Below are 26,842 nucleotides of genomic sequence, written 5' to 3'. Positions count from 1 at the left end.
CTGAATTATTGTTTTTGCTTGAGCTGATTCGGCTGCAAAATCGTGGTTACGCGCTGTTGATCGCCACTGGTTGCGACCAGTTTTTGCTCATCAATTTTATAGCTGATGGTTTTGCCTTTAATTTCGCTGCCTTCCTGAATCAGTACGGCTTTATCTGTCATTTTCAGGAATTCAGTGGCCGTTTCATAGCGCATTTTCATCGCGGAGCCATTGATGGGCTTACCGTCATCCATCTGCTGATAGAAAGTGGCCGGAGAGCCGAAAGCATCGATGGTTTGCTGATCGCCATTCTGAGTTTGGCGCGTCACGATAACTTTATCTGCCCGAATATCAATACTGCCCTGACGCAGGGTGACATTCCCGGTGAAAGTCACCACGTTTTTTTGAATGTCCAGCTCCTGACTGTCCGAGTTGATGTAAATCGGCTGCTCGGTATCGTTGCTCAATGCCCAGCTGGAACTGCTGACGATCAGGCATAGCAGGGCGCTAATTTTGCAAAGCTTCATATCTACCTTTTACATTATTCATCAGGGTCGCCACATTGCGCTCCATGTTGCCCTTCATGCCAATCCCTTCATTCTGGAAGAAACTCCCGGTAATGGTGACCGGGTCGGGCGTGTCGAAATCCTTGCTGATTAAATCCAACCGCAGTGTATCTGTTTTAATCGCGTTGATGGCGGAGTCAGGTAACAGATTGAAGATTCGTACATTACCAGACATCTGCAGGATATGTTCTTTATTTAGTGTGGCGTGATTTGCACTGATACGCCATTCGGTTTCTTCACCCGCTTTGAAAACCCAGATGACCGGCGCAAGAAAATCGGTGTCGCCGCTCTGGTTGAAATACTCCAGCGTGTCAGACTCAATCCGGTAACTGCGCAGGCCCGTTTCGGTATAAGCCGTGTTTTTGACGCCGATGCCGGTGAAGATCGGCTTTTCGTTATCAGGTGCAATTTGTTCACTTTGCTGCCAGCGTTGCTGCAGCAGGTAGTAACCGGCCCATGCGCATAAGACAATCAGCAGCACATAAAACAGCCGACTCAGGGTCATATGCTTCGCCCCTTATGTTGATCCAGTTCGCCGCGGGCTTCCAGGATCAGATCGCAGACTTCACGCACCGCACCATAACCGCCCTGAATCCGGGTGACAAAGTCAGCACGCTGCGCCAGCAAGGGATGGCCATCTGCCACACAGACCGACAGACCGACTTCGGCCATGACCGGCCAGTCAATCAGATCATCACCAATGTAAGCGGTGTGCTCTGGCGCAATGTTCAGCTTGGCCACGATATCCTGATAAGCGGTTAATTTATCATCCTGGCCCTGATAAACATGCTGAATGCCCAGAGCACTCATCCGGTTTTCCACAATCTGAGAGCGGCGGCCGGTGATGATGGCGATTTCTACGCCGGCAGCCATCAAGGATTTGATGCCATAACCGTCGCGGGTATGAAAAGTTTTGAGTTCTTCCCCCTGATTGCCCATGTAAATGCGGCCATCAGAGAAGACGCCGTCTACATCGCAGATCAGCAGACGAATGGTTGTGGCTTTGTTAAAAATACTTGAGGAGACAGGGCCGTACAGGGTGTCTTGCATGTCGTTTGTCATTACATTACTCCGGCTCTGAGCAGGTCGTGCATATTCAGCGCGCCGACCAGTTGCTGATTATCGACAACCAACAGGCCGTTGATCTTTCGTTCTTCCATCAGTTTCAACCCTTCAGCGGCCAGCACCTGAGACGAAATCGTCGCCGGGTTGGGGGACATCACTTCGCCGATCCGGGTCTGATGGATATCAATGCGTTTGTCCAGCATCCGGCGCAGGTCGCCGTCGGTGAAAATGCCGCTTAACTGCTGGGCATCATCCACGATGGCTGTCATCCCTAAGCCCTGACGGGAAATTTCCAGCAGGGCATCTTTGATGCTGGCGTCCTGATGGACCACCGGCAGGCGGTCACCGCCGTGCATGACATCCGCGATCCGCAGTAACAGTTTGCGGCCCAGCGCTCCGCCAGGATGAGATAAGGCGAAATCGTCGGCGGTGAAGCCACGGGCTTCCATCAGGGCAATAGCCAGTGCATCGCCCATAGCCAGTGTTGCCGTAGTGCTTGACGTTGGCGCCAGATTCAGCGGGCAGGCTTCCTGAGTGACTGTGATTTGCAAATGGACCTGTGCCAGCCGGGCCATGGTTGAGTCCGGATTGCCTGTCATCGTAATGAGCGGGATCCCCTGACGTTTGATCACAGGTAGCAGGGTGAGGATTTCACCGGCCTCGCCGGAATTGGAAATCGCCAGAACGATGTCGCGCTTGTCCAGCATCCCCAAATCGCCATGACTGGCTTCTCCGGGATGGACAAAGAAGGACGGGGTGCCGGTACTGGCCAGTGTTGCTGCAATTTTACAACCGATGTGGCCGGATTTCCCCATCCCCATCACGATGACTTTCCCTTGACCACGGCTGATAAGCCGACAGGCTTCACTGAAGCTGCCGTTGATATACTGCGACAACCCTTTGAGCGCTTCGGATTCAATTTCAATAACACGTCGGCCAATTTGGCCGTAGTCAAAAGTATCAGGCATAGTTTTGTTCCCGGTTAGGCCGACAGATTATAAAGCAGATAGCCCTGATAGGCGACAAAGCATAAAATCAGCACCAAACCCTCGACGCGATTGATCCGGCGACGTTTGCCCAGTGCCATCAAGACCAGCAGAACGGAAACACCCAGCATGATGTAAAAATCACGTCCCATGGCCAGCGGGCTGAGGACCGAAGGGTTCAGAACCCCTGGAATGCCCATCACTGCCAGAATGTTGAAGACGTTGGAGCCGATGATATTCCCGACAGCCATGTCATCTTCGCCCTTGTGAATACTGGCGATGGATGCGGCCAGTTCCGGCAGGCTGGTTCCTACGGCAATAATGGTCAGGCCGATCACCAGATCACTCATGCCAAAGTGCTTGGCGATGGTGACGGCGGAATCAACCAGCATGCTGGCAGCATACGGCAGCAACACCAAGCCGATCACAATCCAGACACCCGCTGCCATGTTACTGACACCATCAGGGATTTCGGATTCCTGTTCTTCTAACAGGATATCCTGACCGGCTTTTTGATCATTTTTACTGATTTTGAGCATGGCCAGAATAAAGATGATAAAAAGAACGACCAGCAGGACGCCTTCAAAGAATCCCAGATAGCTGTCCCAAAGCAGGGCACCTGCAATCAGTGTGACCACCATCATCAGTGGGAGTTCACGGCGAATGATACCGGAACTGATAGAGAGCGGTTTCAAAATTGCGGTCAGACCAAGAATGAATGCAATATTCGCAATGTTTGAGCCCAGAACATTCCCGACGGCGGTGTCGGTTTTACCCGCCAGTGCGGCGGTCGCAGATACCATCATTTCCGGTGCAGAGGAGCCCATTGCCAGAATGGTCATCCCGATGATCAGTGGGGCAACGCCCAGATTTTTGGCCAAGGCTGCTGATCCAAAAACAAGTCGATCCGCACTCCATACCAGTAACGCCAGTCCGATACAGAGCAACACGATGGCTTCAAGCATTCTTATCCCTTATTCATTTTTTCATTGAGCAGTTTTGAAGAGGACAATTTTGACGTTTCACTGACGAAAATGGAAGGAGAAGGCATGAGTATTTGTGGAGATCGCTGTGATCTGCATATGGGATTTCGGGCGTTTGGCTCTGTGGGATGAGATTGGGAATGAATTGTTTGTCAGATTGGTCCTATTCAGGTCACTTATGATATAAAAAACAAAGTTCATAAAATACAATGTATTGTACGCATGTGACTGAACGGGCCGAAAGGGCTGAAAAATCACAAGCTTCTGACAGCCTTCATCTTGAGTTGAACCGGGTTTCTACCTATGATCAATCAGGCTGAGATAACTATTTAATAAATATCATTTATCGCTGTTCTGCAGACTATCCCGGATGGATGGCCCAGACAGTATATTGGGAAGGTTATGACCGCATCCAAAGCGCTAATCAGAATTAATGACCTGACATTCCGCAGGGGCGAGCGAAAAATATTTGATGAGGTTTCGCTGGAAGTGCCTCAGGGAAAAATTACTGCCATTATGGGGCCGTCGGGCATTGGTAAAACAACACTCTTACGTCTGATTGGCGGGCAAATCATGCCTGATCAGGGCGAAGTCTGGTTTGATGGCCAAAATATCCCGGCATTGTCGCGAAATGAACTGTTTCAGGTACGCAAGCGCATGAGTATGCTGTTTCAGTCCGGCGCATTATTCACGGATATGACAGTTTTTGATAATGTGGCCTTCCCATTGCGGGAACATACTGAACTGCCTGAAGATTTACTGCGCACCCTGGTGCTGCTGAAGCTGGAGGCCGTTGGCCTGCGCGGTGCGGCGGACCTGATGCCGAGTGAGTTATCAGGGGGAATGGCACGTCGGGCAGCACTGGCCAGAGCAATCGCGCTGGATCCTGATCTCATCATGTATGATGAGCCCTTCGTTGGTCAGGATCCCATCACCATGGGCGTGTTGGTGAAGCTGATTCACAGCCTGAACCATGCTTTGGGCATTACTTCGGTGATTGTGTCGCATGATGTGCCTGAAGTGATGAGTATTGCGGATCATGTCTATCTGTTGTCCGGTGGCAAAGTGATCGGCAGTGGGACCCCTGCGGAGCTGAATGCGAACCCGGATGAGCGTGTCCGGCAGTTTCTGGATGGCAATGCCGATGGTCCTGTTCCCTTCAAATTTCCTGCCCAACCGCTGGCGCAGGATCTGTTCAGTCAGAAAGCGCTTTGAATTTCAGGATGATCGCGGTAGCGCGAGAAAGGTAATTTCATCATATGTTTAAGGATTTTATAGCGCAGCTGGGGCATCGCACTCTGTCCCGTTGCCAGACCATGGGGCGGGCATCCTTGCTGTTGTTCGGCGCACTGGTCAGCAAACCTCAGCCTGCCAAAATGTTCCCGTTGCTGGTCAAGCAGCTTTACGTTGTCGGCGTGCTTTCCGTGGCCATTATCATGGTCTCAGGATTGTTTATCGGGATGGTGCTCAGTCTGCAGGGGTTTATCGTTCTGGTTGATTTTGGGGCAGAGACCAGTCTGGGCCAGATGGTTGCACTGTCGCTGCTGCGGGAGTTGGGACCGGTGGTGACCGCACTGCTGTTTGCGGGCAGGGCTGGTTCTGCACTGACGGCAGAAATTGGTCTGATGAAGGCGACAGAGCAGATCTCCAGTATGGAGATGATGGCGGTCGATCCGCTGCGCCGGGTGGTTGCGCCACGTTTTTGGGCTGGGGTGATTTCGATGCCCCTGCTGGCCATGCTGTTTATTGCGGTCGGGATCTGGGGCGGACAACTGGTTGGCGTCAACTGGAAAGGCATTGATCACGGGAGTTTCTGGTCGGTGATGCAATCCTCTGTTGAACTGGGCTATGACATTGGCAACAGTCTGATCAAATCCGTCTGTTTTGCTGTGACTGTCACCTGGATTGCAGTTTTCAATGGCTTTGATGCGGTGCCGACTTCGGAAGGGATTAGCCGGGCAACGACCCGGACGGTCGTGAATTCGTCACTGGCCGTATTAGGATTAGATTTTGTGCTGACAGCACTCATGTTTGGGAATTAATCATGCAACAGAACAGACAACTTGAACTTTGGGTCGGCACTTTTGTTCTGGCCGGGATCATCGCCCTGCTGGTTTTGGTTTTTAAAGTCGCAGATGTCAAAAGTATTGGTGGGTCAGAAACTTACCAGCTGAAAGCCCGTTTTGACAATATCGGTGGTCTGAAAGTTCGCTCACCGGTCAAAGTCGGTGGCGTGACCATCGGCACCGTGAGTAATATTGCACTGGATACGGAAACCTACGTTCCCGTGGTGACCCTCGCAATTGATAAGAAATATGGTTACTTTCCAGAAACCAGTTCGGCTGCCATTCTTACATCAGGCCTGTTAGGCGAGCAATATCTGGGGATGTCTCCGGGTTTCGTCGATGAAGGGATCATGATGCTGGAAGATGGTGATTTCATAGAAGATACGAAATCAGCGCTGGTTCTGGAAGATATGATTGGCCAGGTGCTTTACAGCATCGGAAACGAAGGCGATAAGTAAGGAATTGAGAATGAACGTGTTGAAACGCTTTGGACTGGTTTTGATGGCCAGTTTACCGCTGCTCGTGAATGCAGCGCCCGTTGATAAAACGGATCCTTATAAAATGATGCAAGTCGTCTCTCAGCAGACTTTTGATCGACTCAAGTCCGAGCAGGCTCAGATTCAGCGGAATCCGGAACACCTGCGGACTGTGGTTCGTCAGGAATTGCTGCCTTATATCAACACCCGTTACGCTGCGTATAAGGTGCTGGGGCCTCAACTGAAACAGACCACAAAAGAGCAGCGAAATAATTTTGTGAATGCATTTACGGATTATCTGGTCGCCTCTTATGCTCAGGTACTGACGCAATATCAGGATCAGGATATCCGCATTGAACCAGCAAAGTCTGTTCCGGCAAGCAGCTCTATTGTTTCGGTGCGTGTGGATATTGTTGACCCGCAACGTCCGCCAATTCGCCTGGACTTTAAACTGCGCAAAAATAAGCAGACTAACGAGTGGCAAGGATACGATATGGTGGCTGAAGGTGTCAGCATGATCTCGACCAAGCAAAGTGAGTGGAGCGGCCAGCTGCGTACCCAAGGGGTCGATAAAGTGACGCAGGATCTGCGCACGCTGGCAGCGAAGCCAATCAAGCCTGAGGACAAATAGTCATGAATCATGGTGCCATCCACTGGCAAGCGCAGGAAAATGGGCTTTACCGCTTGTCAGGGGCGCTGGAACGTGACACAGTGCCAGCCTTTTGGCAGCAAAGACGTGAATGGATGCCACAAGATGCTAAGGTCAGGATCGATCTGTCTGATCTGACTCGGGTAGACTCTGCAGGTATGGTCATGATTCTGCATCTGCACAGAGAACTCAGTCAGGCTGGACGTCACTTGGTGTTGCAAGGAGTGCCGGAACAATTGTTCACCCTGCTCCGACTCAGTCATGTCGACACGGTGCTGGCTGCCTGTATGGAATGAGTAGTAGAGGATAGCTTGTGGAAACATCTGAAATTAAAACAATTCTTGAAAACGCATTGGAATTGGACGAAGTCATTGTAAGTGGCGAAGGCAGTCACTATCAGGTGATTGCGGTCGGTATTATGTTTGAAGGCATGAGCCGGGTGAAAAAACAACAGGCTATTTATGCACCCCTGATGGCGCATATTGCCAGTAATGCCATTCATGCTTTGTCGATTAAAGCTTTCACTCCAGAAGAGTGGGCGCGCGACAAGAAGCTGATGTCTTTGTAAGAGAGTCCCAATGCAGAAGTTTCGAATTCAGGGCAATGGCCCGCTTCGCGGCGAAGTCGCGATTTCAGGTGCCAAGAATGCGGCCCTGCCTATTTTATTTGCTTCCCTGTTAGCGGAAGAGCCGGTAGAAGTCGGCAATGTACCTAAGCTGAAAGACATCGACACCACCATGGAGCTCCTGAGCCGTCTGGGCGCGAAGGTGGAGCGAAATGGCTCTGTGTATGTCGATGCCAGCAATATTACTGAATACTGTGCGCCTTATGATCTGGTGAAAACCATGCGTGCCTCAATCTGGGCTCTGGGTCCGCTGGTCGCTCGTTTTGGCCGAGGTCAGGTATCTCTGCCGGGTGGTTGTGCCATTGGTGCCCGTCCGGTGGATCTGCACATCCACGGTCTGGAGCAACTGGGTGCAACCATCACGCTGGAAGAAGGCTATGTGAAAGCCGAAGTAAACGGCCGCCTGACCGGTGCTCACATTGTGATGGATAAAGTCAGTGTGGGTGCAACCGTAACCATCATGTCGGCGGCAACGCTGGCAACCGGTAAAACGGTGATTGAAAATGCAGCCCGTGAACCGGAGATCGTGGATACCGCGGATTTCCTGAATGCAATGGGTGCAAAAATTTCAGGCGCCGGCACAGACACCATCGTAATCGAAGGGGTTGAACGTCTGGGCGGTGGTTACCATGAAGTATTGCCAGATCGCATCGAAACCGGGACTTTCCTGGTCGCTGCCGCAATTTCCGGCGGTAAAGTGGTTTGCCGCAACACCCGTCCGTCGCTGCTGGAAGCTGCACTGGCGAAGCTGGAAGAAGCGGGTGCCCTGATTGAAACCGGTGATGACTGGATCAGTCTGGATATGGAAGGACGTGAGCTGAAAGCGGTCAACATCCGTACTGCACCGCACCCTGGATTTCCAACGGATATGCAGGCGCAGTTTTCACTGATGAACCTGGTAGCTAAAGGCACCGGTATCATTACCGAAACGATTTTCGAAAACCGTTTCATGCACATTCCCGAGCTGATCCGCATGGGTGCCCATGCAGAAATCGAAGGGAATACCGTGATTTGCGGTGAAACCGAAGGTCTGAGTGGTGCTCAGGTCATGGCAACGGATCTGCGTGCATCGGCCAGTCTGGTGATTGCCGGCAACATCGCCAAAGGTGAAACGATTGTGGATCGGATTTATCACATTGACCGAGGCTACGAGCGTATTGAAGAGAAGCTGCGTGGTCTGGGGATGAAGATCGAGCGTTTCAGCGAGTAAGTTCAATGATTCCGGGTGCGGATTACCGTGCCCGGAATGCTTTCAATTTTTTGTTATTTATTCGTTTACCTGTCTGGTTCATCGCCGATCAGAACTTTGATTTTCTTGGGTTTGCCATTGCGCAGCACTGTCATGTCGGCATAAGTACCGGGCCTCAGTTCTGTCACAATATCCAGCACATTCCGCATATCTGTCACGGGTTTGCCATCAATTTCAACCAGAATATCCTGAACGTGAAACCCTGCTTTGTATGCTGGCCCGTTCGGATCCATGCCCATCACAATGATTCCACGAATTTGTTCTGCATCATAGAGCCGTGCCATCACCGGGTTGATCTCACGACCGTCGATACCGATATACCCCCGGATGACCCGTCCGTCCGCAATCAGTTTATTCATGATCTTTTGCGTTAATTTAAAGGGGATGGCAAACGAAATCCCATAGGTTTCAATATCCGTGGCCTGCTGAAAAGAGGCGGTGTTGATCCCGACCAGTTCTCCCCGGGTGTTCACCAGTGCTCCCCCTGAGTTTCCGTCGTTGATTGCGGCATCCGTTTGCAGAAAGTCCTGACGGCCGTAGAAGCTCATACCGGAACGACCCGTGGCAGAAATGATGCCGTAAGTGGTGGTTTGTCCCAGATTGTAAGGATTGCCGATGGCCAGCACCACATCGCCAACAGCGGGTAGATAGTCCGGGTTCAGCGGGATCACCGGTAAATTTTCGGCCTGAATCTTGAGGACAGCAATATCCGTACGCTGGTCTTTGCCGATCAGTTGTGCGGTAAAGATCCGGCTGTCCTGGAGGGCGACGATGACTTGGTCTGCTTCGGCAACCACATGGTAGTTGGTCACGATATAGCCTTTGTCACTCATGATGACCCCGGAGCCCAGTCCTTGCGTACTGAGTTGCAGGCGATCTTCTGCGTTATAGCGGCGGTTATAGATATTGACGACAGCAGGGGAGGCCCGGCGAACTGCATAGCTGAAAGAAATTTGCTGAGGGACTTCCGGTTCACCATGGATGGCCGCTGTCGGAGAAAACATTTGGGTGCGCAGACTTGGGAAAGCAAACAGCAACACTCCAGCTGTCAGTACGCCCATGAGGGCGGATCGACCTAAAAATGCCAGCATTGATGCTCCCCTGGTTGACCTGAATTTTGTCGATGATGCAAAAGTTACAAAGCCGCTTGAGAATAGCATTGACTGCCAGTTTGCAACAAGTCGAAGCACAGAGAGGATGACAGAAAAGTCGTGTGATCAAACAGCCCGGACAGGAATCCGGGCTGCAAGGTGTTTCAGAAGTGGGCTATCGGATGATGAGATACAACTCGTTGTTACCGCGTCTGATTTCCAGCGCCAGCACGGAGGGTTGTTTATCGAGCGCTTTGCGGAGTTCGCCCAGATTCTTAATCGGCTGACGGTTCAGGCCAATGATGATATCACCTTCTTTCAGACCATAGCGTGCAGCCATGGATTGCGGATCAATCCGTGTCACCTTTACGCCATTCGCTTTGTCGTCAGACGTCGTATTGCTGAATTCAGCACCTTGCAGGCTTTGATGCAAATGATCTGCTTTGAGATTCATCATTTCGGCTTCTTGCAGCGTGACATCGAAGTTTTTCTCGTCACCGTCACGCAGCACGCCCAACTTCACTGTTTTACCTGCACCCAGCGTTGCGATTTTCGCGCGCAACTCGCCAAAGGTCCGGATTTCTTTGTCGTTGACCGAGACAATGATATCGCCGGCTTTCAGGCCCGCTTTTTCAGCCGCGGAGTCGGGCATCACCTGATTTACAAAAGCACCATGATTGGTTTCATAGCCAAAGGCTTCAGCCAGCTCTGAGGTCAGTTCGCCGCCCTGAACACCCAGAACACCGCGTTTTACTTCACCAAACTCCAGGATCTGGCTGGTCAGGTTTTTCACCATATTGACCGGAATCGCGAAACCTATCCCAACGTTCCCTCCGTTTGGCCCCAGGATGGCGGTGTTGATCCCGATGAGTTCGCCATTGAGGTTGACCAGAGCACCGCCAGAGTTACCACTGTTAATCGCAGCATCGGTCTGGATGAAGTTTTCAAAATTTTCAATGTTGAGTCCACTGCGGCCCAGCGCTGAAATGATCCCTGACGTGACGGTCTGGCCAAGCCCGAACGGGTTCCCGATGGCCACCGAAAAGTCACCGACACGCAGTTTGTCTGAGTCAGCCAGTCGAATTTGTTTCAGGTTTTTGGTGTTTTCGAGACGGAGCAGGGCAATGTCCGACATTTCGTCACTTCCAATCAGCTCCGCTTTAAGCTCCCGCCCGTCGTGCAGTTGAACCAGAATTTTGTTCGCGCCGTCAATCACGTGGTGGTTGGTGACGACATACCCTTTATCTGCATTGATGATGACCCCGGAGCCCAGTCCGCGGAACGGCCGTTCCTGGAGCTGTTCATTTGGCATGTCCGGGCCAAAGAAATAGCGGAAGGCTTCAGGAATACGCTGTTTGGAGACATGTTTCCCCTCAACCGCAATACTCACAACGGCTGGCGTAACCTGCTCCAGCATCGGCGCCAGGCTCGGCAGTTGCTGATCATTGACGGCCAGCGGGAGCGCGGCGGTTGCCGAGATAGGGGTCATGACTGCACTCATACTTAACGCCAGTGCACTCAATACAAGTAAAGGTTTCTTCATCATCACTCAACTCCATTTTTCCAAGTGCTTAGTGTGACTGATATATTTGGAGATAGTTCCGATGTTTATCAAGATTGAAACAATGATTTCAGGCAGGAATACTCTCCTGTGAAGCCGGAAAGGCACCACAGGAGAAGGAAAAGTTTAGCTGGCTTTGGCGGGTTCAGCTTCGGGTTTCCGGTCGGTTCTCAGCAGGCCGGATGCACCATTTGCATAGTCACGGGGAGGTTGTGTTTCTGTTTCCGTTTGCACTTCAGGTTCTACGGGTTCAGTCACGGCGGTCAGGGTGCTGATTCGCTGAGAAAACGGGTTATCCTGCTCAGGCAAATTCGGCATCAGCTCAGCGGACGTTTTTGCCATGTGCTCGTAGAGTTTGCTGTAATCTTTTGCCAGATTGTCCAGCAAATCTGAACTGCGAGCAAAATGATCGATCAGTTCCTGACGGTACTGCTCTAACTGGTATTTGGTTTTATCCAGTTCTTTCTGTAATTCTTTCTGCTGTTTCAGGTTTTTATTCCCTAACCGGGCAATAAAGGCACCGACCAGCGCACCTGCGACAAAAATCAAAATCGCGTAGATCCAAGCCATAAAAAAACTCCTTGTGACTGCGGGTACAGCAGGTTGACCTGCTTTTTATCCCAAAAGTAAAAAGTGCTTCTTGGGTGGTTATCTAGTTACTATACATGCACATGAAGTGTCGTGGTACTATCTACGACTAAAGATGGAACAATAAGAAGTGGTTGGTCAGGCAAAATCGGCACCAGGCAGAGCACTTCAGGCGATTAAGCAGGACGAGGATGACCCCGGAACAACGCTATCAAGACGATCTCAAAAAACCAGGATTTTTGCCCGATGCCGCACAGGCGATGGCGGTGTCTCATCTGGAAGATTTGTATCATCGTATGCTGGCCCCTCAGCCAGCGCCTGAAAAACCTTCCTTTATGGATCGTTTGTTCAAGCGTCAGGTTCAGGCGGACGTTGCGCCGGTCAAAGGCCTGTACTTCTGGGGCGGTGTCGGACGCGGGAAAACCTATCTGGTCGATACTTTTTTCGAGTGTCTGCCCACTGAGCGAAAGATGCGGATGCACTTTCATCGGTTCATGCACCGAGTTCATAAAGAGATGCAGACGCTCAGTCATCAGACGGATCCGCTGGAAATCGTGGCTGATCGGTTTAAACAAGAAACGGACATCATCTGTTTTGATGAGTTTTTTGTTTCCGATATTACCGATGCCATGATTCTGGGCACGTTATTTCAGGCCTTGTTCCGTCGCGGGATCACGTTGGTCGCAACCTCTAACATTCCACCGAATGATTTATATCGCAATGGGCTGCAGCGGGCTCGTTTTTTACCAGCGATTGATCTGATCAATACCCACTGCGACGTCGTGAATGTGGATTCCGGGGTCGATTACCGGCTTCGGACACTGGAGCAGGCTGAGATTTATCACTGGCCACTGGATGCCAGTGCAGCAGAAAACATGCATCGTTACTTTCTGCAGTTGTCGATGGACCCCCGCCGTGAGGGCGGTGAAATTCTGATCAATGATCGGCCCATCGCGACATGTCATGAAGCGGACGGCGTCGTACATTTTACCTTTGATGCATTGTGTCGCGGTGCACGCAGCCAGGCCGACTATATGGAAATTGCACGCATGTACCACAGTGTGCTGCTCTCTGGGGTGCCGGTGCTGACGGAAAAAGATGATGACGCTGCCCGCCGGTTTATCGCAATGGTGGACGAGTTTTACGAGCGTCATGTCAAACTGATTATTTCCGCCGAAGTCAGCATGGACCAGCTGTATCAGAGCGGCCGGTTAAGTTTTGAGTTCAAACGCTGCTGTTCACGCCTGATTGAAATGCAAAGTCACGAATATTTGGCAAGACCGCATCTGGCGTAATCAAGAAAGCCGCCTGCCAGCCGGGGAAGAGACTGAACTTTTTTAGAAAAAAAGGTGATTTTTTCCGCATGCTTCCGTATAATCTCGCGACCCACCGTACCTGTGACGGCGTTATGCCGGGAGTGCCAACCACTCGAAGGGGTGATGACTGGGCTCTTATACAGAGAGAGCGTTCTGCGTTCTTAGAAAGTGAAACTATTTAAATTTGGGTAAGAATTAGCATGAAAACTTTCGTTGCTAAACCAGAAACTGTAAAACGTGACTGGTATGTTGTGGACGCTGAAGGTAAAACACTGGGTCGTCTGGCAACTGAAATCGCATCTCGTCTGCGCGGTAAGCACAAGCCTGAGTACACTCCTCACGTAGATACCGGCGATTACATCGTTGTGATCAACGCTGAGAAAGTTGCTGTAACTGGCGCGAAGCGTACTGACAAGATGTACCACCGTCACACTGGTTACATCGGCGGTCTGAAAACGATTAGCTTTGACAAGCTGCTGGACAAAAAACCAGAAGCTATCATTGAAATCGCTGTGAAAGGCATGCTTCCTAAAGGTCCTCTAGGCCGTGCTATGTACCGTAAACTGAAAGTTTACGCAGGTAGCGAGCACAACCACGCTGCACAGCAGCCACAAGTTCTAGACATCTAATTGGGGAACATGACAATGGCAGAGAATCAATACTACGGCACTGGCCGCCGCAAAAGCTCAGCTGCTCGCGTTTTCATTAAACCGGGTACTGGCAACATCGTAATCAACAAGCGCAGCATCGAAGAATACTTCGGCCGTGAAACTGCTCGTATGGTTGTTCGTCAGCCACTTGAGCTGGTTGAGATGACTGAGAAACTGGATCTGTACATCACTGTTAAAGGTGGTGGTATCACTGGTCAGTCTGGTGCAATCCGTCACGGTATCACTCGCGCTCTGATGGAGTACGATGAGACTCTACGTCCTGCTCTGCGTGCCGCTGGCTACGTGACTCGTGACGCTCGTCGCGTTGAACGTAAGAAAGTTGGTCTGCGTAAAGCACGTCGTCGTCCACAGTTCTCTAAGCGTTAATTCAACGCTCCAGATTTTTATCTGGTTACTGTGTACCGCAAAGCCCAGCCATTGGCTGGGCTTTTTGCATTTCTGGATTCAGCATTTTCCGTCTTGTTTGCGGATTACTTCCGGGTTTTCCTACGGCTTTTCATATTGCTGTATTGGTCTTATTGTCAGTTTTGTTGAAAAACTGGCACCAAATTTTGCATTTTTCCCGCTTGATGTTGTGCGAAATTAAACCCACAAATCTCTCACATTTGCGGTGTTTACCTTGTCTTAAAGTAGGGTTTTCTTTATCATTTGCCGCGATAAATAGCAGCATGAAAATTCTTAATCAATAAGCTGTTGAGTCTTTCCGTAGAAAGTTAGCCGTAAGCTCCAGGGACGCAGAAGGAAGAAATAATCCGGAGCGGGAGCACATGGGAGAATGTTGGATGAGCAAAGCGCCAGTAAGTAACGGCCGACGCCGCTTCCTGACTGCGACGACCTCGGTTGTTGGAGGCTTAGGTGCAGTCGCTGTCGCCGTACCCTTTATCAAATCCTGGAATCCGAGCGCCAAAGCAAAGGCTGCCGGTGCACCAGTCGAAGTTGATATCAGTAAACTTGAAGAAGGCCAGATGATCCGCGTAGAGTGGCGAGGCAAACCGGTGTGGGTAGTACGCCGTAGCCAAGCGATTCTGGATGAACTGCCAACACATGATGACCGACTGCGTGACCCGCAGGCCGCTGAACCACAGCAGCCAGGATATGCGGTAAACGAGTTCCGTTCACGTAAACCAGAAATTTTTGTTGCCGTTGGTATTTGTACCCACCTTGGCTGCTCACCCACTTATCTGCCCGACAGTTTCAGTGAGCAGGTCAGCGGTGTACCGGCTGGTTTCTTCTGTCCTTGCCACGGTTCTAAATTCGACATGGCTGGTCGGGTTTTCCAGGGCGTGCCTGCACCACTGAACTTAGTGGTTCCACCGCACATGTTCCTGAACGACAACACGATTTTAGTGGGTCAAGATGAGGAGACGGCATAATGGAAGGCTTGCTGGGCTGGATTGAAAAACGTCTGCCAGTGATGAATGCTTATAAAAAGCATATGTCCGAATATCCGATGCCGAAGAACTTTAACTTCTGGTATCTGTTTGGCTCACTGGCCATGTTGGTTCTGGTGAACCAGATTCTGACCGGGATCTGGCTGACGATGAACTATGTACCATCGGGTGATGGTGCTTTCGCTTCAATTGAATACATCATGCGCGATGTGGAATATGGTTGGTTGCTGCGTTATATGCACTCAACAGGCGCATCGGCATTCTTCGTGGTGGTTTACCTCCACATGTTCCGTGGTCTGATCTACGGCTCCTATAAGAAACCGCGCGAACTGCTGTGGCTGTTCGGGATGCTGATCTTCCTGGTTCTGATGGCTGAAGCATTCATGGGCTACCTGCTGCCTTGGGGACAGATGTCTTACTGGGGTGCTCAGGTAATCATCTCGCTGTTTGGTGCGATTCCTGTCATCGGTGACGATTTAACGCTGTGGATCCGTGGTGACTACGTCATTTCCGGTGCAACACTGAACCGTTTCTTCGCCCTTCATGTGATTGCATTGCCAATCGTTCTGTTGCTGCTGATTGTGCTGCACATTCTGGCACTGCACGAAGTGGGTTCAAACAACCCGGACGGCATTGACACCAAACTGCCAAAAGGCAGTAAAGGTGGCAATTTTGAGTCTGGCTTCAAGTTCCACGAATACTACACCAAGAAATACGACATCATTGATTCGGTTCCTTTCCATCCTTACGGAACGGTGAAGGATCTGGTGGGTGTGGCAATTTTTGCCTTCCTGTTCAGTTATGTGATTTTCTTTAACCCTGAAATGGGCGGCTATTTCCTTGAGCCACCTAACTTTGAAGCGGCAAACCCGCTGAAGACACCTGAACACATTGCCCCTGTTTGGTACTTCACACCGTTCTACGCAATTTTGCGTGCGGTGCCGGACAAACTGCTGGGTGTAATTGCGATGGGTCTGTCAATTGCAATGTTGTTTGTTCTGCCATGGCTGGATCGCTGTAAAGTGCGTTCTTACCGCTATCGCAGTAAGTTGCATCTGGCAAACATCGTTCAGTTCACTATCTGTTTCATTGCGCTGGGTATCCTGGGTGCGTTGCCGGCGACGGCTGTGTACACGCTGATGGCACAGATCTTCAGTTTCGGTTACTTCATGTTCTTCGTGATGCTGTTCTTCTACAGCAAAAATGAAGCCACGAAACCGCTACCAGAGAGGGTCACTTTCAAATGAAAAAGCTGATGGTAATGCTGCTGGCTCTGTTGCCTTCTCTGGCAATGGCAGCGGGTGGCGGAAATGTTCACCTTGATGCGGCCAATAATGATTTGTCGGACAAGGAATCTTTGCAGCGTGGTGCACGCACATTCATGAACTACTGCTTTGGGTGCCATGCCACTCAGTATCAGCGCTACCAGCGCGTTGCTGAGGATCTGGATATCCCGACTGATCTGATGATGGAAAATCTGGTCTTTGATGAGAATGCCAAAATTGGTGATCTGATGACCAACTCCATTTCTGAAGACTATGCAGCGGCGTCTTTTGGTGCACCGGCACCCGATCTGACGCTGGTTGCCCGGGTTCGTGGGACTGACTGGCTGTACACTTACCTGCGTTCTTTCTATGCGGACCCAAGCCGTCCGTTTGGCGTCAACAATGTTGTGTTCCCAAGTGTGGGTATGCCACATGTGCTCGAAGAGTTACAGGGAACGCCACGTAAAGTGTTCGAAACCCGGACAATTGACGGTGAAGAAGTGCAGGAGTTCGTGGGGCTGAAGTCTGACGGCAATGGTGAGCTCAGTCCTGGCGAATACGATGCTGTGGTTCGGGACCTTGTGAACTTCCTGGAATACTCTGCAGAACCCATGAAGCTGGAACGCCAGCGTCTGGGTCTGTGGGTCATGGGCTTTATCGTGATCTTCTTCGTTGTGTCTCTGCTGCTGAAGAAAGAATATTGGCGCGATGTCCATTGATCGGGTAATCTAGTGCGTTAAGAAACTCGCAATGGGGGCCAGTGCCCCCGTTGCTTTTTATGTATATGAGTATACTGGAGGGGTTGATGGCTGTAGCTGCCAATAAACGCTCTGTGATGACGCTGTATTCTGATGCTTCGGATATGTATAGCCATCAGGTGCGTATTGTACTTGCAGAAAAAGGGGTAAGTGTTGAGATTGAGCTGGTTGAGCCAGACAACTTACCTGAGGATCTGCTTGACCTGAATCCATACAATTCTGTTCCAACCCTGGTTGACCGTGAACTGGCCCTGTATCAGGCCGGCATTATTATGGAATATCTGGATGAGCGTTTTCCTCACCCACCATTGATGCCTGTATATCCGGTTGCTCGTGGTAACAGTCGCCTGATGATGTACCGCATTGAACGGAACTGGTATTCACTGGCTGAAAAAGTCATCAAAGGAACTGCAGATGAAGCAGAGAAAGCACGTAAGCAATTGCGTGAAGAATTGCTGGCGCTGTCTCCTGTCTTTGCTGAGTTCCCATACTTCATGAGCGAAGAGTTCAGCCTGGTGGATTGCTACCTGGCACCATTGCTGTGGCGTTTACCTGCGATGGGAATTGACCTGACTGGCGCGGGTTCGAAAGAAGTCAAAGCTTATATGACCCGTGTCTTTGAGCGTGATTCTTTCCTGGCTTCTCTGACAGAAGCTGAACGTGAAATGCGTCTGGCAGGCCAGTAATGGAGATGGCGGAGATGACCCCGCGCCGGCCTTATTTGGTGCGGGCTTTCTATGAGTGGCTGGTGGATAATGATCTGACCCCGCATCTGGTTGTGGATGCAACTTTGCCGGGTGTTCAGGTGCCTCAGGAATTTGTCAGCGATGGTCAGATTGTCCTGAATCTGGCACCGCGTGCAGTTGGCAACCTTGAGCTGGGCAATGAAGCTGTTCGGTTCAATGCCCGTTTTGGCGGTCGCCCTCACGCTGTCTATGTCCCTCTTGCTGCGGTGCTGGCACTGTATGCACGGGAGAATGGTGCAGGAACGATGTTTGAGCCGGAACCGGCGTATGACATGTCCTCAGATGAAGCGGCTGAAGCGTTGGTGGAAGCTTCGGGTGATCCTGAGCATCTGACTGCGCTCTCCAGTGTTGAAACTGAATCCCGTGAAGCAGAAGACAGTGTGACTGAAGAAGAAACACCACAAGCACCGCGTCCAAGTGGTCGTCCGAGCCTCAGAGTCGTGAAGTAATCACGTCCCGGAATCCAATAAAAAAGCAGTGCTTTCGGGCACTGCTTTTTTTTTTGCGTTGTTGTCGCCCGACTCATACCAATCAAAGTAAGTCAATGATCAGAAATAGCGCAGGGGAAATGTTTGAGAACAAGGCAGATTTTTTAGATAAGTAGTGATTCTACAATCAAAAAATCTAACGCAGTTATCGAACAATTGAACAAGCTAGGATGACCAGTGATTTACTGCGATTGGTATCACACCTCAGTTCAGATATTCAAATGCCTTGATGACTTGCTGAACGCCTTCAACATTGCGGGCTATTTCTGCGGCAACATTCCCTTGTTCTCGGGTGACAAACCCCAGTAAGTAAACACGCTGGTTTTCAGTGGCGACTTTAATCGCACTGTCGCGTAGTTTTTTGCTGGCAATCAGCTGGGCTTTGACTTTGGTCGTCAACCAACTGTCGCGACCAACATCGGCAAGCGTCGGCAGTGGCCCAACGAGAAGCTGATTGTGTACCAGTCTGACAGAATCCAGCTTTTTCACATCGTGAATCAATTGGGAAGCTGTGTCCTGATCCACGGCCTGACCGACCAGTAAGACTTTGCCTTCGTTCGCAAACGCATTCACCCGGGCCTTTCCCTGATAAGGGGGTTTATTCACTAACCCCCCGACCTGCATGGCAATCTGTTGATCCCGCCATTGTTGCTGGCCACTACGTGGATCCGTTTGCAAAATCGTGCTGCAGCCCTGAAGCGTCAGCGTGAACAGCAGAATGAAACCAGCAACACGCATCATTTATCCTTCATGTTGAGGGAAGAGGGTCTGATCGATTAAATCGCACAAACAATGCGCCGTCAGTAGATGGCCTTCCTGAATTCGAGCCGTGCGCTGCGACGGAATGCGGATTTCCACGTCCTGTACACCCAGCAGACCTGCCATTTCCCCGCCATCTTTGCCTGTCATCGCAATGATGTTCATGTCTCGGGTCAACGCGGCCTCCATCGCTTTGATAATATTCTTGCTGTTGCCGCTGGTTGAGAAGACCAGCAGAATATCACCAGGCTGGCCGAGGGCACGAATTTGTTTGGAGAATATTTCATCCTGGTGATAGTCGTTCGCAACCGCGGTCAGCGTGGTGGTATCGGCTGTCAGCGCCAGCGCGGGTAAGCTGGGGCGCTCGGTTTCAAAACGATTGATCAGGCAGGACGCAAAATGCTGGGCATTCGCAGCCGAGCCACCATTCCCGCAGCACAGAATTTTGTGGCCATTGAGCAAGCTCTGCACCATCACCATGGCGGAGCGTGAAATCGCATCGGGCAGGGCTTCAGCGGCTGCAATCTGGGTTTGAATACTTTCGGTAAAACTTTCTTTAATGCTCTCTAGCATGTTTCACTCTTCGACTAAGGTGTTGGTCAACCAGGTGATTTGATGATCAGCGCCCTGAATGGCGACCACATCGAATCTGAGTTGGCAAAGTTCGGCTGAGAGGCCTTTTGAGTGCAGCCAGAACAACGCTGTCCGCTTGATACGCTGCTGCTTGCGCCAGTCGATGGCTTCCACTGCGGTTCCAAAGCGGTTGTGCGCCCGGTACTTGACCTCAATAAAGACCCAGCAGTTGCCGTCTTTCATGATCAGGTCCAGCTCCCCGCCACGGCAATGCACGTTACGGGCGATCGGCTTGAGTCCCTGGCGTTGCAGATACTGCTCGGCCAGTGACTCGTAATGGTACCCCTGACGGCGCTTATTGAACAGGTTCAATGCCATTGGGTGTGAATACTGCCCAATCCAGCTGACGTTGCACCACACAGTGATCGTCCAGACTCAGCTGACCGGTTCTGCCCTGTGTGCTGTAGTGATCGACCACCTTCATTTGTGGCAGTTCCGTGATCATCCGATAGGCATCCATCCCGAAGGCATGCAGGCGGATCATTCCGTTTTTCTGACCCGGCCAGAGTTGCTCAAATTGCTGCATGAACGGCTGATCCGGCGCTGCGAGCAGGGGAATGTCGCTGAACTCGATGCCAGACAGTTCACCCATGCTGGCCTGATTATCCGGGTTTGCCCGGGAACTGGCGTAAAGCTTCGGCGGAGTGACGTCTGGGTTAATGGCCACTTCGATAAAGGGCTTGAGCAGTGTCACTTCATTGCGGTTGGCGATCAGATACACGGCATCAGTATCGCGTCGGCTGCGGGCCTGTGTTTGCAGTGAAATGCCAAGGACCTGCTGCATTTGGTCATTCCGGGCACGGCTGTCACTTAAGCCAAACACTGCTGCGATCTGATTTTGAATCTCACGGCTGGAGCCGAAGGTTTGCAGCTCGGCCTGTTTCCCGGTCAGCTTTTCCCACTTGGCGATGAAAGCCTGACTGACCCGGCGACCAAAATCGTTGGCCGGGGCCATGACCATGGGGCTGCGATGGCCTTCAGCAAAGAGGTGTTGTGCGGCCTGTTCCGCTTCCTGTTCCGGAGAGAGGGAGAAGTAACAGGTATTGGGCTGGCTCAGATCCAGGTTCTGCGGCTCGTTCAGTGCCAGCTGAGTCGCATTGCCACCTTCAATGGACTGAAACTGAGTGATTTTTTCTTTTTGCAGTGGGCCGATCACTAATTGAGTGCCTTCCTGCTGCAGTTTGTTGACGATACTGAACATCGGTTCGGACTCTGTATCGTAAATGGAGAGCTCAGTGCTTGGATCGCGCTCACCATCTTCCAGCATGGCATTGAGGAAGCCGTCCCGAACGGCTTTGCCTTGACTTTCGAATTTACCGGACAGCGGCAGAAGCAGAGCAACTTTTTCCAGCTCAATAATTTCCAGGCTCATGATGGCCTGTAATTCGGCAGGCAGATGGCTGTTTGCCGGATGATCCGGATGACTATCCAGCCAGTTTTCCACTTCGGACTTCAGGCGAACCGGGCGCTGCGCATAGGCATTTTTCAGCAGACTCAGCTCGACCCAGCCTTGCAGCACGGTTTCATCGGACTTGATGCTGGCGGACTGCAACTGATGTGTATTGTAGTGGGACAAGTCCAGCCACAGATTCTGCCAGTTGACCGGGGTTTCATTGGTGTTGAGGTACTGGGCCAGTGCTGTGCGCTCGCGGGCCGCCTCAAAGTATTGTTCGGTCTGATTGAGCAATTCGGCACGCAACAGGTGATAGCGACGGAGCTGGCTATCGGATACCGGCCACCAGGGCAGAAAGTTCAGCGTTTCCAGTGCGGCTTTCGGCTGACCTTGCTGATAGCGCAGGCTGGCACGAGCCAATTGCCACTCGGCCATCTGTACCGGAGAGAGATTCATCCGGGCCAGTTTATTGGCTTGCTGATCAGCCTGAGGCCACCGCCCTTCTTTGATCAGGGCTTTCAGCGCCAGAATATGCCAGTCAATACTGAGTGCACCTTCGGTCGACTCGGCTTTCAGCAGGTAGTTCGCCGCTGAGTCCGTTGCTGGAGCGGTAATGTCTGCACCGTAGGATGTGGATTGGGTGCCCGGCGTAGAACAACCTGCCAGGATCACAGCAAGGGCTACAGGGGCCAGAATACGTGTTACACTTTTGCGCTTATGGGTAAAATTAAGCATTGAATTCATTCAACTGTGACAAATTACTCTCTATATTAATTGCAGATGAGATCATAGACAAATGAGTGAGACCAATTCGTGTTCGGTGGATGTCGCAACTTTGTACATCGTTCCGACCCCGATCGGCAATTTGGCAGATATCACCCAACGTGCGCTGGATGTTCTGGCCAATGTGGATTTGATTGCTGCCGAGGACACACGCCATACCTCACGCCTGTTGTCCCATTTTGCCATCCCGACCCGGACCTTCGCGCTGCATGATCATAATGAACAGCAGAAAGCGGATGTGCTGATCGAAAAACTGCAGCAAGGCAGCAGCATTGCACTGGTCTCTGATGCCGGTACACCTCTCATCAGTGATCCAGGGTACCATCTTGTCACCCGTTGTCGTCAGGCGGGTGTTAAAGTTGTGCCTTTGCCGGGGGCTTGCGCTGTCATCACGGCGCTGAGTGCGTCCGGACTGCCTTCCGATCGGTTCAGCTTCGAAGGCTTCCTGCCGGCAAAAAGCAAAGGGCGTCAGGATACCTTCCGCGATCTGATGGAAGATCCCCGCACGCTGATTTTTTATGAATCACCCCACCGTATTCTGGATTCGCTGGCAGATATGCTGGCTGTACTGGGGCCGGATCGCGACGTCGTTCTGGCGCGGGAGCTGACTAAAACCTTTGAAACCATCCATGGTGCGCCTCTGGGGGAACTGATCCCCTGGCTGAACGAAGACAGTAACCGGATCCGGGGCGAGATGGTCCTGCTGGTGGCGGGTCATCGTGCCGGTAAAGAAGACATGCCTGCTGAAGCGCTGCGGACGCTGAAAATTCTGGTGGCGGAGTTGCCGCTGAAGAAAGCGGCCGCGATGACTGCAGAAATTCACGGGGTGAAAAAGAACGCGCTGTATAAGTGGGGGCTGGAAAACCTGGATTAAGCGTAAAAGGGCTGGAAGTGTTCACTTTCACACCAGTTTGCGCATAAAGGTGATCTTTCTCTGGTATCCGGGCCGGGAGTTTTATACAATCCGCGCCCTGAGTTGACCAGGTAACCGCTGCTTCGTTGATGTCCTTTGGGAGACTGACGAGGGGGAGGAAAGTCCGGGCTCCACAGGACAGGGTGCCAGATAACGTCTGGGGGGCGTGAGCCTACGACCAGTGCAGCAGAGAGCAAACCGCCGATGACTCGCTTGCGAGAACAGGTAAGGGTGAAAGGGTGCGGTAAGAGCGCACCGCGCGACTGGTAACAGTTCGTGGCACGGTAAACTCCACCCGGAGCAAGACCAAATAGGTTCCCAATGGCGTGGTCCGCGCTGGGAACGGGTAGGTTGCTTGAGCCTGCGAGTAATTTCAGGCCTAGAGGAATGGTTACCACCGCGCGAGCGGAACAGAACCCGGCTTATCGGTTAACTCACCCCATTCAGGAAAGGTGATGTTCGCAGCAGTGCGGGCATCACCTTTTATCGTTTTAGGCTCTGGTGAATTTTTTGGATGAATGGTCCGAAGGGGAATCGGAGTTCAACGCTGGGCAAAGACGTTGCCTGCATCAAATGTTTGTCAGAACCGGTATGACCGTCTTGACAACTTTTTTGCTGCCTTCGTACACTTTGTGTTGGTTTTTTGTGGGGAAAAATGAGGATTTTGTGGCAAAAATTTCATTTTTCCTGTTGCCTGCCCGAGATGGACAGGTATAACTAATGTTGTGCGTACCGACTGGCGCATCAATGGGCGCCCGGTAGGTGAAGACTGACTGTCCTGCGCGCAGCAGACAACCAACGCCCCAGTATTTCTGGTGGAGACATCCGGCCGGTGTCTTCAGTACGCTTATTATTCAGCTGAATCAACGACTATGTCCGAACAATTTGCGCACGTATCCGTGCTGCTTCATGAGTCTGTCGATGGCCTGGCCATCAAACCAGACGGTATTTATATCGATGGCACTTTTGGCCGTGGTGGCCACAGTCGCCTGATTCTTTCTCATCTTGGTGAGCAGGGCCGCCTGTATGCCATCGACCGCGATCCACAGGCGATTGCAGAAGCTGCCAAGATTGATGATCCCCGTTTTCAGATTATTCACGGCCCGTTTTCCGGCATAGCTGGTTACATGGCTGAACTTGGCCTGAGCGGTAAAATCGACGGTGTGTTACTTGACCTGGGTGTCTCTTCTCCACAGTTGGATGATGCAGAGCGTGGCTTCAGCTTTATGCGTGACGGCCCGCTGGATATGCGCATGGATCCGACTTCCGGTGTCTCTGCCGCTGAATGGCTGCTCACTGCTGATGCAGATGACATTGCCTGGGTGCTGAAAGAGTTCGGTGAAGAACGCTTTGCCAAACGCATCGCACGCGGCATCGTGGAATATCGTTCGAATCCGGAAAATGTACCGCTGGAGCGGACCACGCAGCTGGCTAAGCTGATTGCTGATGTTTCACCGTTTAGAGACAAGCATAAGCATCCGGCGACCCGAAGCTTTCAGGCGATCCGCATTTATATCAACAGTGAACTGGAAGAAATCGATACTGCCTTGCATGGTGCCCTTGAGGTGCTGGCGCCGGGTGGCCGTCTCTCCGTGATCAGCTTCCACTCGCTGGAAGATCGCATGGTGAAGCGCTTTATCCGCAAGCAGAGCAAAGGGCCGGACGTTCCGGCGGGGCTACCGCTGACGGAAGATCAGATTAAAGCGCTGGGCAGTGCGGATCTCAAACCTGTGGGTAAGGCCATCAAGCCAACCGCAGCGGAAACCCAGCACAACCCGCGGGCGCGCAGCTCCGTGCTTCGTTTGGCTGAACGTCTGTGAGTGTTCAGCCCACGCCAGCAGATAACCTGATCCGCCAGATCGGTCGTGATCTGGTGACGGTCGGCCGTGTGCCGCTGATCCTGCTGGTTCTGGTGCTGATCTCTGCGCTGGGGGTGGTATATATCACCCACCAGTCGCGCCAACTGGTGGCGCAGCAGGAGCAACTGCTGATTGAGCGGGATGATCTGGACATCGAATGGCGCAACCAGTTGCTGGAAGAGAATTCCCTGGCTGAACACAGCCGAATTGAAACTCAGGCGGAAAAGGCACTCGAGATGAAGCGGCCTAACGCGAAAAATGAAGTTGTCGTGCAGTAATGAAAAAAGACGAGCCTGCATCCGAATCCCCCTCCCGCCGCGAAGTCGGCGTTGCGCCGGCATTTATTCCGTGGCGTTTTGGCCTGATTTGCGGCCTGATTGCCCTGGCATTGATTGCGTTAATTGGCCGGGCGGCTTATATCCAGGTGCTTGAACCAGGCAAGCTGATTGAAGAAGGGGATTTACGGTCACTGCGGGTGAAAGCGATGCCTTCTGCCCGCGGGATTATTTCGGATCGCAATGACGAACAGCTGGCTGTCAGTGTACCGGTTCAGGCCGTTTGGGCTGATCCGGTCGATATTTTTAAACATGGCGGTATCGCTGAACCTGCCCGCTGGCACGCGCTGGCAGATGTACTGGGGCTGGATCGTAAAGCCATGCTGGCACGCCTGGAAGACAACAAATCCCGCCGCTTTATTTACCTCCAGCGTCAGGTCAGCCCGGCCATGGCAGCTTATGTCAGTAAACTGAAACTCCCTGGAATTGGCCTGAAAGATGAGTCGCGCCGTTTTTATCCGGCGGGCGAAGTCAGTGCACACCTGATTGGGGTGACCGGGATTGATGGCCGGGGGCTGGAAGGGGTTGAGAGAACCTATGATGGCTGGCTGACCGGAGAGCCGGGTCGGCGAACGGTCCGGAAAGATCGCTATGGCCGTGTGGTCGAGAATATTTCCCTCAAACAACGTGAACCGGGTAAACCACTGACGCTGAGTATCGATCAGCGATTGCAGGCGGTGGCTTATCGCGCTGTGAAGCAGGCCGTCGTCGATTACAACGCGACGTCAGCTTCGATTGTCATGGTCGACGTCCGTACCGGCGAAGTGTTGGCCATGGTCAATGCCCCTTCTTATAACCCCAATAACCGCGACCAGCTGCAAAGCTTCCGGATGCGCAACCGCGCAATTACAGATGCGATGGAGCCGGGTTCCACCATTAAACCTCTTGTCGTTCTGGCGGCGCTGGAAAATGATGTAGCCGATGAGCGCACCATCATTGATACCGGCAACGGTTTGATGCAAGTGGGCGGCAGCCGGGTCCGGGATGTTTCCCGGGTCGGCAAAGCGGATCTGGCGAAGATTCTGAAAAAATCGAGCAACATCGGCGTGAGCAAACTATCCCTGTCGATGCCCGTCGATGCGGTTCTGGGCATGTATAGTGGCATGGGGCTGGGAGAAGCATCCGGGATTAACCTGATTGGTGAAGCGCAGGGTCTCTTTCCGGACCGCCGTCGCTGGTCGGATTTTGAGCGGGCCACGCTGGCCTTTGGTTACGGAATATCTGTCACGCCGATTCAGTTAGTGCGTGCTTATGCCACACTGGGTGCCATGGGGGTTAACCGCCCGTTGTCTATTCTGAAAACTGAAGCTGTGGTGCCGGGACGGCAGGTGGTTTCAGCCGCAAATACCCGAAAAGTTTTGAACATGCTGGAAGGTGTCACTCAGTCCGACGGCAGCGCCAAACGCGCGGCTGTGCCGGGATACCGGGTTGGCGCCAAAACCGGAACCGCGAAAAAAGCGGCTGCCGGCGGCTATAGTGATGAGTATGTCGCCATGACGGCTGGTCTGGCGCCCATCAGTGATCCCCGCATCGCGATGGTGGTTGTGGTCAATGAACCTCAGGGCGATGCCTATTATGGGGGCAGGTTGCTGCACCGATTTTTTCTGAAGTGATGGGCAGTGCGCTGCAAATCCTGAACGTCAAACCT

At 52.0% G+C, this 26,842-nt stretch carries 31 protein-coding genes and 1 other RNA gene; 20 read left to right on the top strand and 12 right to left on the bottom strand.

Annotated elements, in window-relative coordinates; translation table 11 throughout:
- Window positions 1–5: 5 nt before the first annotated feature.
- From lptA to KDD30_RS13750, 5 genes are read right to left on the bottom strand one after another with little or no spacing between them, the layout of a single operon-like run.
- Window positions 6–506 carry a lipopolysaccharide transport periplasmic protein LptA gene (gene lptA / locus KDD30_RS13770; protein WP_211646353.1) on the bottom strand — a complete coding sequence of 167 codons (501 nt, stop codon included), beginning with the start codon at window positions 504–506 and terminating at the stop codon, window positions 6–8.
- On the bottom strand, window positions 487–1,026 hold the full coding sequence (gene lptC / locus KDD30_RS13765; RefSeq protein WP_371826047.1) for an LPS export ABC transporter periplasmic protein LptC: 540 nt from the start codon (window positions 1,024–1,026) through the stop codon (window positions 487–489). The genes lptA and lptC overlap by 20 nt, the downstream gene beginning before the upstream one ends.
- Window positions 1,027–1,046: 20 nt before the next feature.
- Window positions 1,047–1,607 carry a 3-deoxy-manno-octulosonate-8-phosphatase KdsC gene (gene kdsC, locus KDD30_RS13760; protein WP_249199147.1) on the bottom strand — a complete coding sequence of 187 codons (561 nt, stop codon included), beginning with the start codon at window positions 1,605–1,607 and terminating at the stop codon, window positions 1,047–1,049.
- A complete protein-coding gene (locus tag KDD30_RS13755; RefSeq protein ID WP_211646351.1) occupies window positions 1,607–2,578 on the bottom strand; it encodes a KpsF/GutQ family sugar-phosphate isomerase in 972 nt (323 codons plus the stop codon). The genes kdsC and KDD30_RS13755 overlap by 1 nt, the downstream gene beginning before the upstream one ends.
- A gap of 14 nt (window positions 2,579–2,592) precedes the next feature.
- The gene (locus KDD30_RS13750) at window positions 2,593–3,561 is read right to left on the bottom strand and encodes a calcium/sodium antiporter (protein WP_211646350.1); all 969 of its coding nucleotides are present in this window, start codon (window positions 3,559–3,561) and stop codon (window positions 2,593–2,595) included.
- Between the two features lie 420 nt (window positions 3,562–3,981).
- Here KDD30_RS13750 and mlaF point away from each other — a divergent pair, with 420 nt between their 5' ends.
- From mlaF to murA, 7 genes are read left to right on the top strand one after another with little or no spacing between them, the layout of a single operon-like run.
- Complete coding sequence (gene mlaF / locus KDD30_RS13745) at window positions 3,982–4,794, top strand: phospholipid ABC transporter ATP-binding protein MlaF (RefSeq protein WP_211646349.1); 813 nt, start codon at window positions 3,982–3,984, stop codon at window positions 4,792–4,794.
- Between the two features lie 44 nt (window positions 4,795–4,838).
- Entirely contained in the window at window positions 4,839–5,621 is a 783-nt protein-coding gene (mlaE, locus tag KDD30_RS13740) for a lipid asymmetry maintenance ABC transporter permease subunit MlaE (RefSeq protein WP_211646348.1), read from the top strand.
- Window positions 5,622–5,623: 2 nt separating this feature from the next.
- Complete coding sequence (mlaD, locus tag KDD30_RS13735) at window positions 5,624–6,103, top strand: outer membrane lipid asymmetry maintenance protein MlaD (RefSeq protein ID WP_211646347.1); 480 nt, start codon at window positions 5,624–5,626, stop codon at window positions 6,101–6,103.
- Window positions 6,104–6,113: 10 nt separating this feature from the next.
- Window positions 6,114–6,752 (top strand): phospholipid-binding protein MlaC, encoded by a 639-nt coding sequence (gene mlaC, locus KDD30_RS13730; RefSeq protein ID WP_211646346.1) that lies wholly within the window; start codon window positions 6,114–6,116, stop codon window positions 6,750–6,752.
- A gap of 2 nt (window positions 6,753–6,754) precedes the next feature.
- Window positions 6,755–7,066, top strand: coding sequence for a lipid asymmetry maintenance protein MlaB (locus KDD30_RS13725; RefSeq protein ID WP_211646345.1), 312 nt, complete (start codon window positions 6,755–6,757; stop codon window positions 7,064–7,066).
- A 17-nt stretch (window positions 7,067–7,083) separates the two neighbouring features.
- Complete coding sequence (ibaG, locus tag KDD30_RS13720; RefSeq protein ID WP_211646344.1) at window positions 7,084–7,338, top strand: BolA family iron metabolism protein IbaG; 255 nt, start codon at window positions 7,084–7,086, stop codon at window positions 7,336–7,338.
- A gap of 10 nt (window positions 7,339–7,348) precedes the next feature.
- Window positions 7,349–8,605 (top strand): UDP-N-acetylglucosamine 1-carboxyvinyltransferase, encoded by a 1,257-nt coding sequence (murA, locus tag KDD30_RS13715; protein WP_211646343.1) that lies wholly within the window; start codon window positions 7,349–7,351, stop codon window positions 8,603–8,605.
- 65 nt (window positions 8,606–8,670) lie between these two features.
- Here the strand turns inward: murA and degS are convergent, their stop codons facing one another.
- The 3 genes from degS to zapG form a co-directional block, all read right to left on the bottom strand.
- Window positions 8,671–9,735 carry an outer membrane-stress sensor serine endopeptidase DegS gene (degS, locus tag KDD30_RS13710; protein WP_211646342.1) on the bottom strand — a complete coding sequence of 355 codons (1,065 nt, stop codon included), beginning with the start codon at window positions 9,733–9,735 and terminating at the stop codon, window positions 8,671–8,673.
- A 175-nt stretch (window positions 9,736–9,910) separates the two neighbouring features.
- Window positions 9,911–11,278 carry a Do family serine endopeptidase gene (locus KDD30_RS13705; protein WP_211649986.1) on the bottom strand — a complete coding sequence of 456 codons (1,368 nt, stop codon included), beginning with the start codon at window positions 11,276–11,278 and terminating at the stop codon, window positions 9,911–9,913.
- Window positions 11,279–11,422: 144 nt separating this feature from the next.
- Window positions 11,423–11,866 carry a Z-ring associated protein ZapG gene (zapG, locus tag KDD30_RS13700; RefSeq protein WP_211646341.1) on the bottom strand — a complete coding sequence of 148 codons (444 nt, stop codon included), beginning with the start codon at window positions 11,864–11,866 and terminating at the stop codon, window positions 11,423–11,425.
- A 209-nt stretch (window positions 11,867–12,075) separates the two neighbouring features.
- On the opposite strand from zapG, the gene zapE reads away from it, so the two are divergent.
- The 8 genes from zapE to sspB all read left to right on the top strand — a co-directional run bounded on the left by zapE (window position 12,076) and on the right by sspB (window position 18,480).
- Window positions 12,076–13,179 (top strand): cell division protein ZapE, encoded by a 1,104-nt coding sequence (zapE, locus tag KDD30_RS13695; RefSeq protein WP_211646340.1) that lies wholly within the window; start codon window positions 12,076–12,078, stop codon window positions 13,177–13,179.
- Between the two features lie 221 nt (window positions 13,180–13,400).
- Window positions 13,401–13,829 (top strand): 50S ribosomal protein L13, encoded by a 429-nt coding sequence (rplM, locus tag KDD30_RS13690; protein ID WP_211646339.1) that lies wholly within the window; start codon window positions 13,401–13,403, stop codon window positions 13,827–13,829.
- Between the two features lie 15 nt (window positions 13,830–13,844).
- Complete coding sequence (gene rpsI / locus KDD30_RS13685; protein WP_007464367.1) at window positions 13,845–14,237, top strand: 30S ribosomal protein S9; 393 nt, start codon at window positions 13,845–13,847, stop codon at window positions 14,235–14,237.
- A 416-nt stretch (window positions 14,238–14,653) separates the two neighbouring features.
- Window positions 14,654–15,244, top strand: a complete 591-nt coding sequence (gene petA, locus KDD30_RS13680) for a ubiquinol-cytochrome c reductase iron-sulfur subunit (RefSeq protein WP_211646338.1) — start codon at window positions 14,654–14,656, stop codon at window positions 15,242–15,244.
- Complete coding sequence (locus tag KDD30_RS13675; protein ID WP_211646337.1) at window positions 15,244–16,509, top strand: cytochrome bc complex cytochrome b subunit; 1,266 nt, start codon at window positions 15,244–15,246, stop codon at window positions 16,507–16,509. The genes petA and KDD30_RS13675 overlap by 1 nt, the downstream gene beginning before the upstream one ends.
- On the top strand, window positions 16,506–17,246 hold the full coding sequence (locus KDD30_RS13670; protein ID WP_211646336.1) for a cytochrome c1: 741 nt from the start codon (window positions 16,506–16,508) through the stop codon (window positions 17,244–17,246). Before KDD30_RS13675 ends, KDD30_RS13670 begins: the two co-directional genes overlap by 4 nt.
- A gap of 86 nt (window positions 17,247–17,332) precedes the next feature.
- Window positions 17,333–17,971 carry a stringent starvation protein SspA gene (sspA, locus tag KDD30_RS13665; protein WP_211646335.1) on the top strand — a complete coding sequence of 213 codons (639 nt, stop codon included), beginning with the start codon at window positions 17,333–17,335 and terminating at the stop codon, window positions 17,969–17,971.
- Window positions 17,971–18,480 (top strand): ClpXP protease specificity-enhancing factor, encoded by a 510-nt coding sequence (gene sspB, locus KDD30_RS13660; protein ID WP_211646334.1) that lies wholly within the window; start codon window positions 17,971–17,973, stop codon window positions 18,478–18,480. The genes sspA and sspB overlap by 1 nt, the downstream gene beginning before the upstream one ends.
- 243 nt (window positions 18,481–18,723) lie before the next feature.
- Here sspB and KDD30_RS13655 read toward each other — a convergent pair whose 3' ends face one another.
- Genes KDD30_RS13655 through KDD30_RS13640 form a run of 4 tightly spaced genes read right to left on the bottom strand, consistent with a single transcriptional unit; the run spans window position 18,724 to window position 22,039 of the window.
- Window positions 18,724–19,260, bottom strand: coding sequence for a BON domain-containing protein (locus tag KDD30_RS13655; RefSeq protein ID WP_249199146.1), 537 nt, complete (start codon window positions 19,258–19,260; stop codon window positions 18,724–18,726).
- A complete protein-coding gene (locus KDD30_RS13650) occupies window positions 19,261–19,851 on the bottom strand; it encodes a phosphoheptose isomerase (protein WP_211646333.1) in 591 nt (196 codons plus the stop codon).
- A 3-nt stretch (window positions 19,852–19,854) separates the two neighbouring features.
- Window positions 19,855–20,229: a YraN family protein gene (locus KDD30_RS13645; RefSeq protein ID WP_211646332.1), complete on the bottom strand. Its 375-nt coding sequence runs from the start codon at window positions 20,227–20,229 to the stop codon at window positions 19,855–19,857.
- The gene (locus KDD30_RS13640; RefSeq protein WP_211646331.1) at window positions 20,207–22,039 is read right to left on the bottom strand and encodes a penicillin-binding protein activator; all 1,833 of its coding nucleotides are present in this window, start codon (window positions 22,037–22,039) and stop codon (window positions 20,207–20,209) included. Before KDD30_RS13640 ends, KDD30_RS13645 begins: the two co-directional genes overlap by 23 nt.
- A 61-nt stretch (window positions 22,040–22,100) precedes the next feature.
- Between KDD30_RS13640 and rsmI the strand changes: the two genes are divergently transcribed.
- The 5 genes from rsmI (at window position 22,101) to KDD30_RS13615 (ending at window position 26,807) form a co-directional block, all read left to right on the top strand.
- On the top strand, window positions 22,101–22,961 hold the full coding sequence (gene rsmI / locus KDD30_RS13635; RefSeq protein ID WP_211646330.1) for a 16S rRNA (cytidine(1402)-2'-O)-methyltransferase: 861 nt from the start codon (window positions 22,101–22,103) through the stop codon (window positions 22,959–22,961).
- A 98-nt stretch (window positions 22,962–23,059) separates the two neighbouring features.
- An RNA gene (gene rnpB / locus KDD30_RS13630) (RNase P RNA component class A) lies at window positions 23,060–23,441 on the top strand.
- Between the two features lie 431 nt (window positions 23,442–23,872).
- Window positions 23,873–24,820, top strand: coding sequence for a 16S rRNA (cytosine(1402)-N(4))-methyltransferase RsmH (gene rsmH / locus KDD30_RS13625; RefSeq protein WP_211646329.1), 948 nt, complete (start codon window positions 23,873–23,875; stop codon window positions 24,818–24,820).
- A complete protein-coding gene (gene ftsL, locus KDD30_RS13620) occupies window positions 24,817–25,137 on the top strand; it encodes a cell division protein FtsL (protein ID WP_211646328.1) in 321 nt (106 codons plus the stop codon). Before rsmH ends, ftsL begins: the two co-directional genes overlap by 4 nt.
- Window positions 25,137–26,807 (top strand): penicillin-binding transpeptidase domain-containing protein, encoded by a 1,671-nt coding sequence (locus tag KDD30_RS13615; protein WP_371826046.1) that lies wholly within the window; start codon window positions 25,137–25,139, stop codon window positions 26,805–26,807. Before ftsL ends, KDD30_RS13615 begins: the two co-directional genes overlap by 1 nt.
- Window positions 26,808–26,842: the final 35 nt, after the last annotated feature.

Origin of the sequence: Photobacterium sp. GJ3 (assembly GCF_018199995.1) — a bacterium.
Taxonomy (GTDB): domain Bacteria; phylum Pseudomonadota; class Gammaproteobacteria; order Enterobacterales; family Vibrionaceae; genus Photobacterium.
Note: the sequence above shows the minus strand (reverse complement) of the source record. Positions and strands in the feature narration are given on the sequence as shown.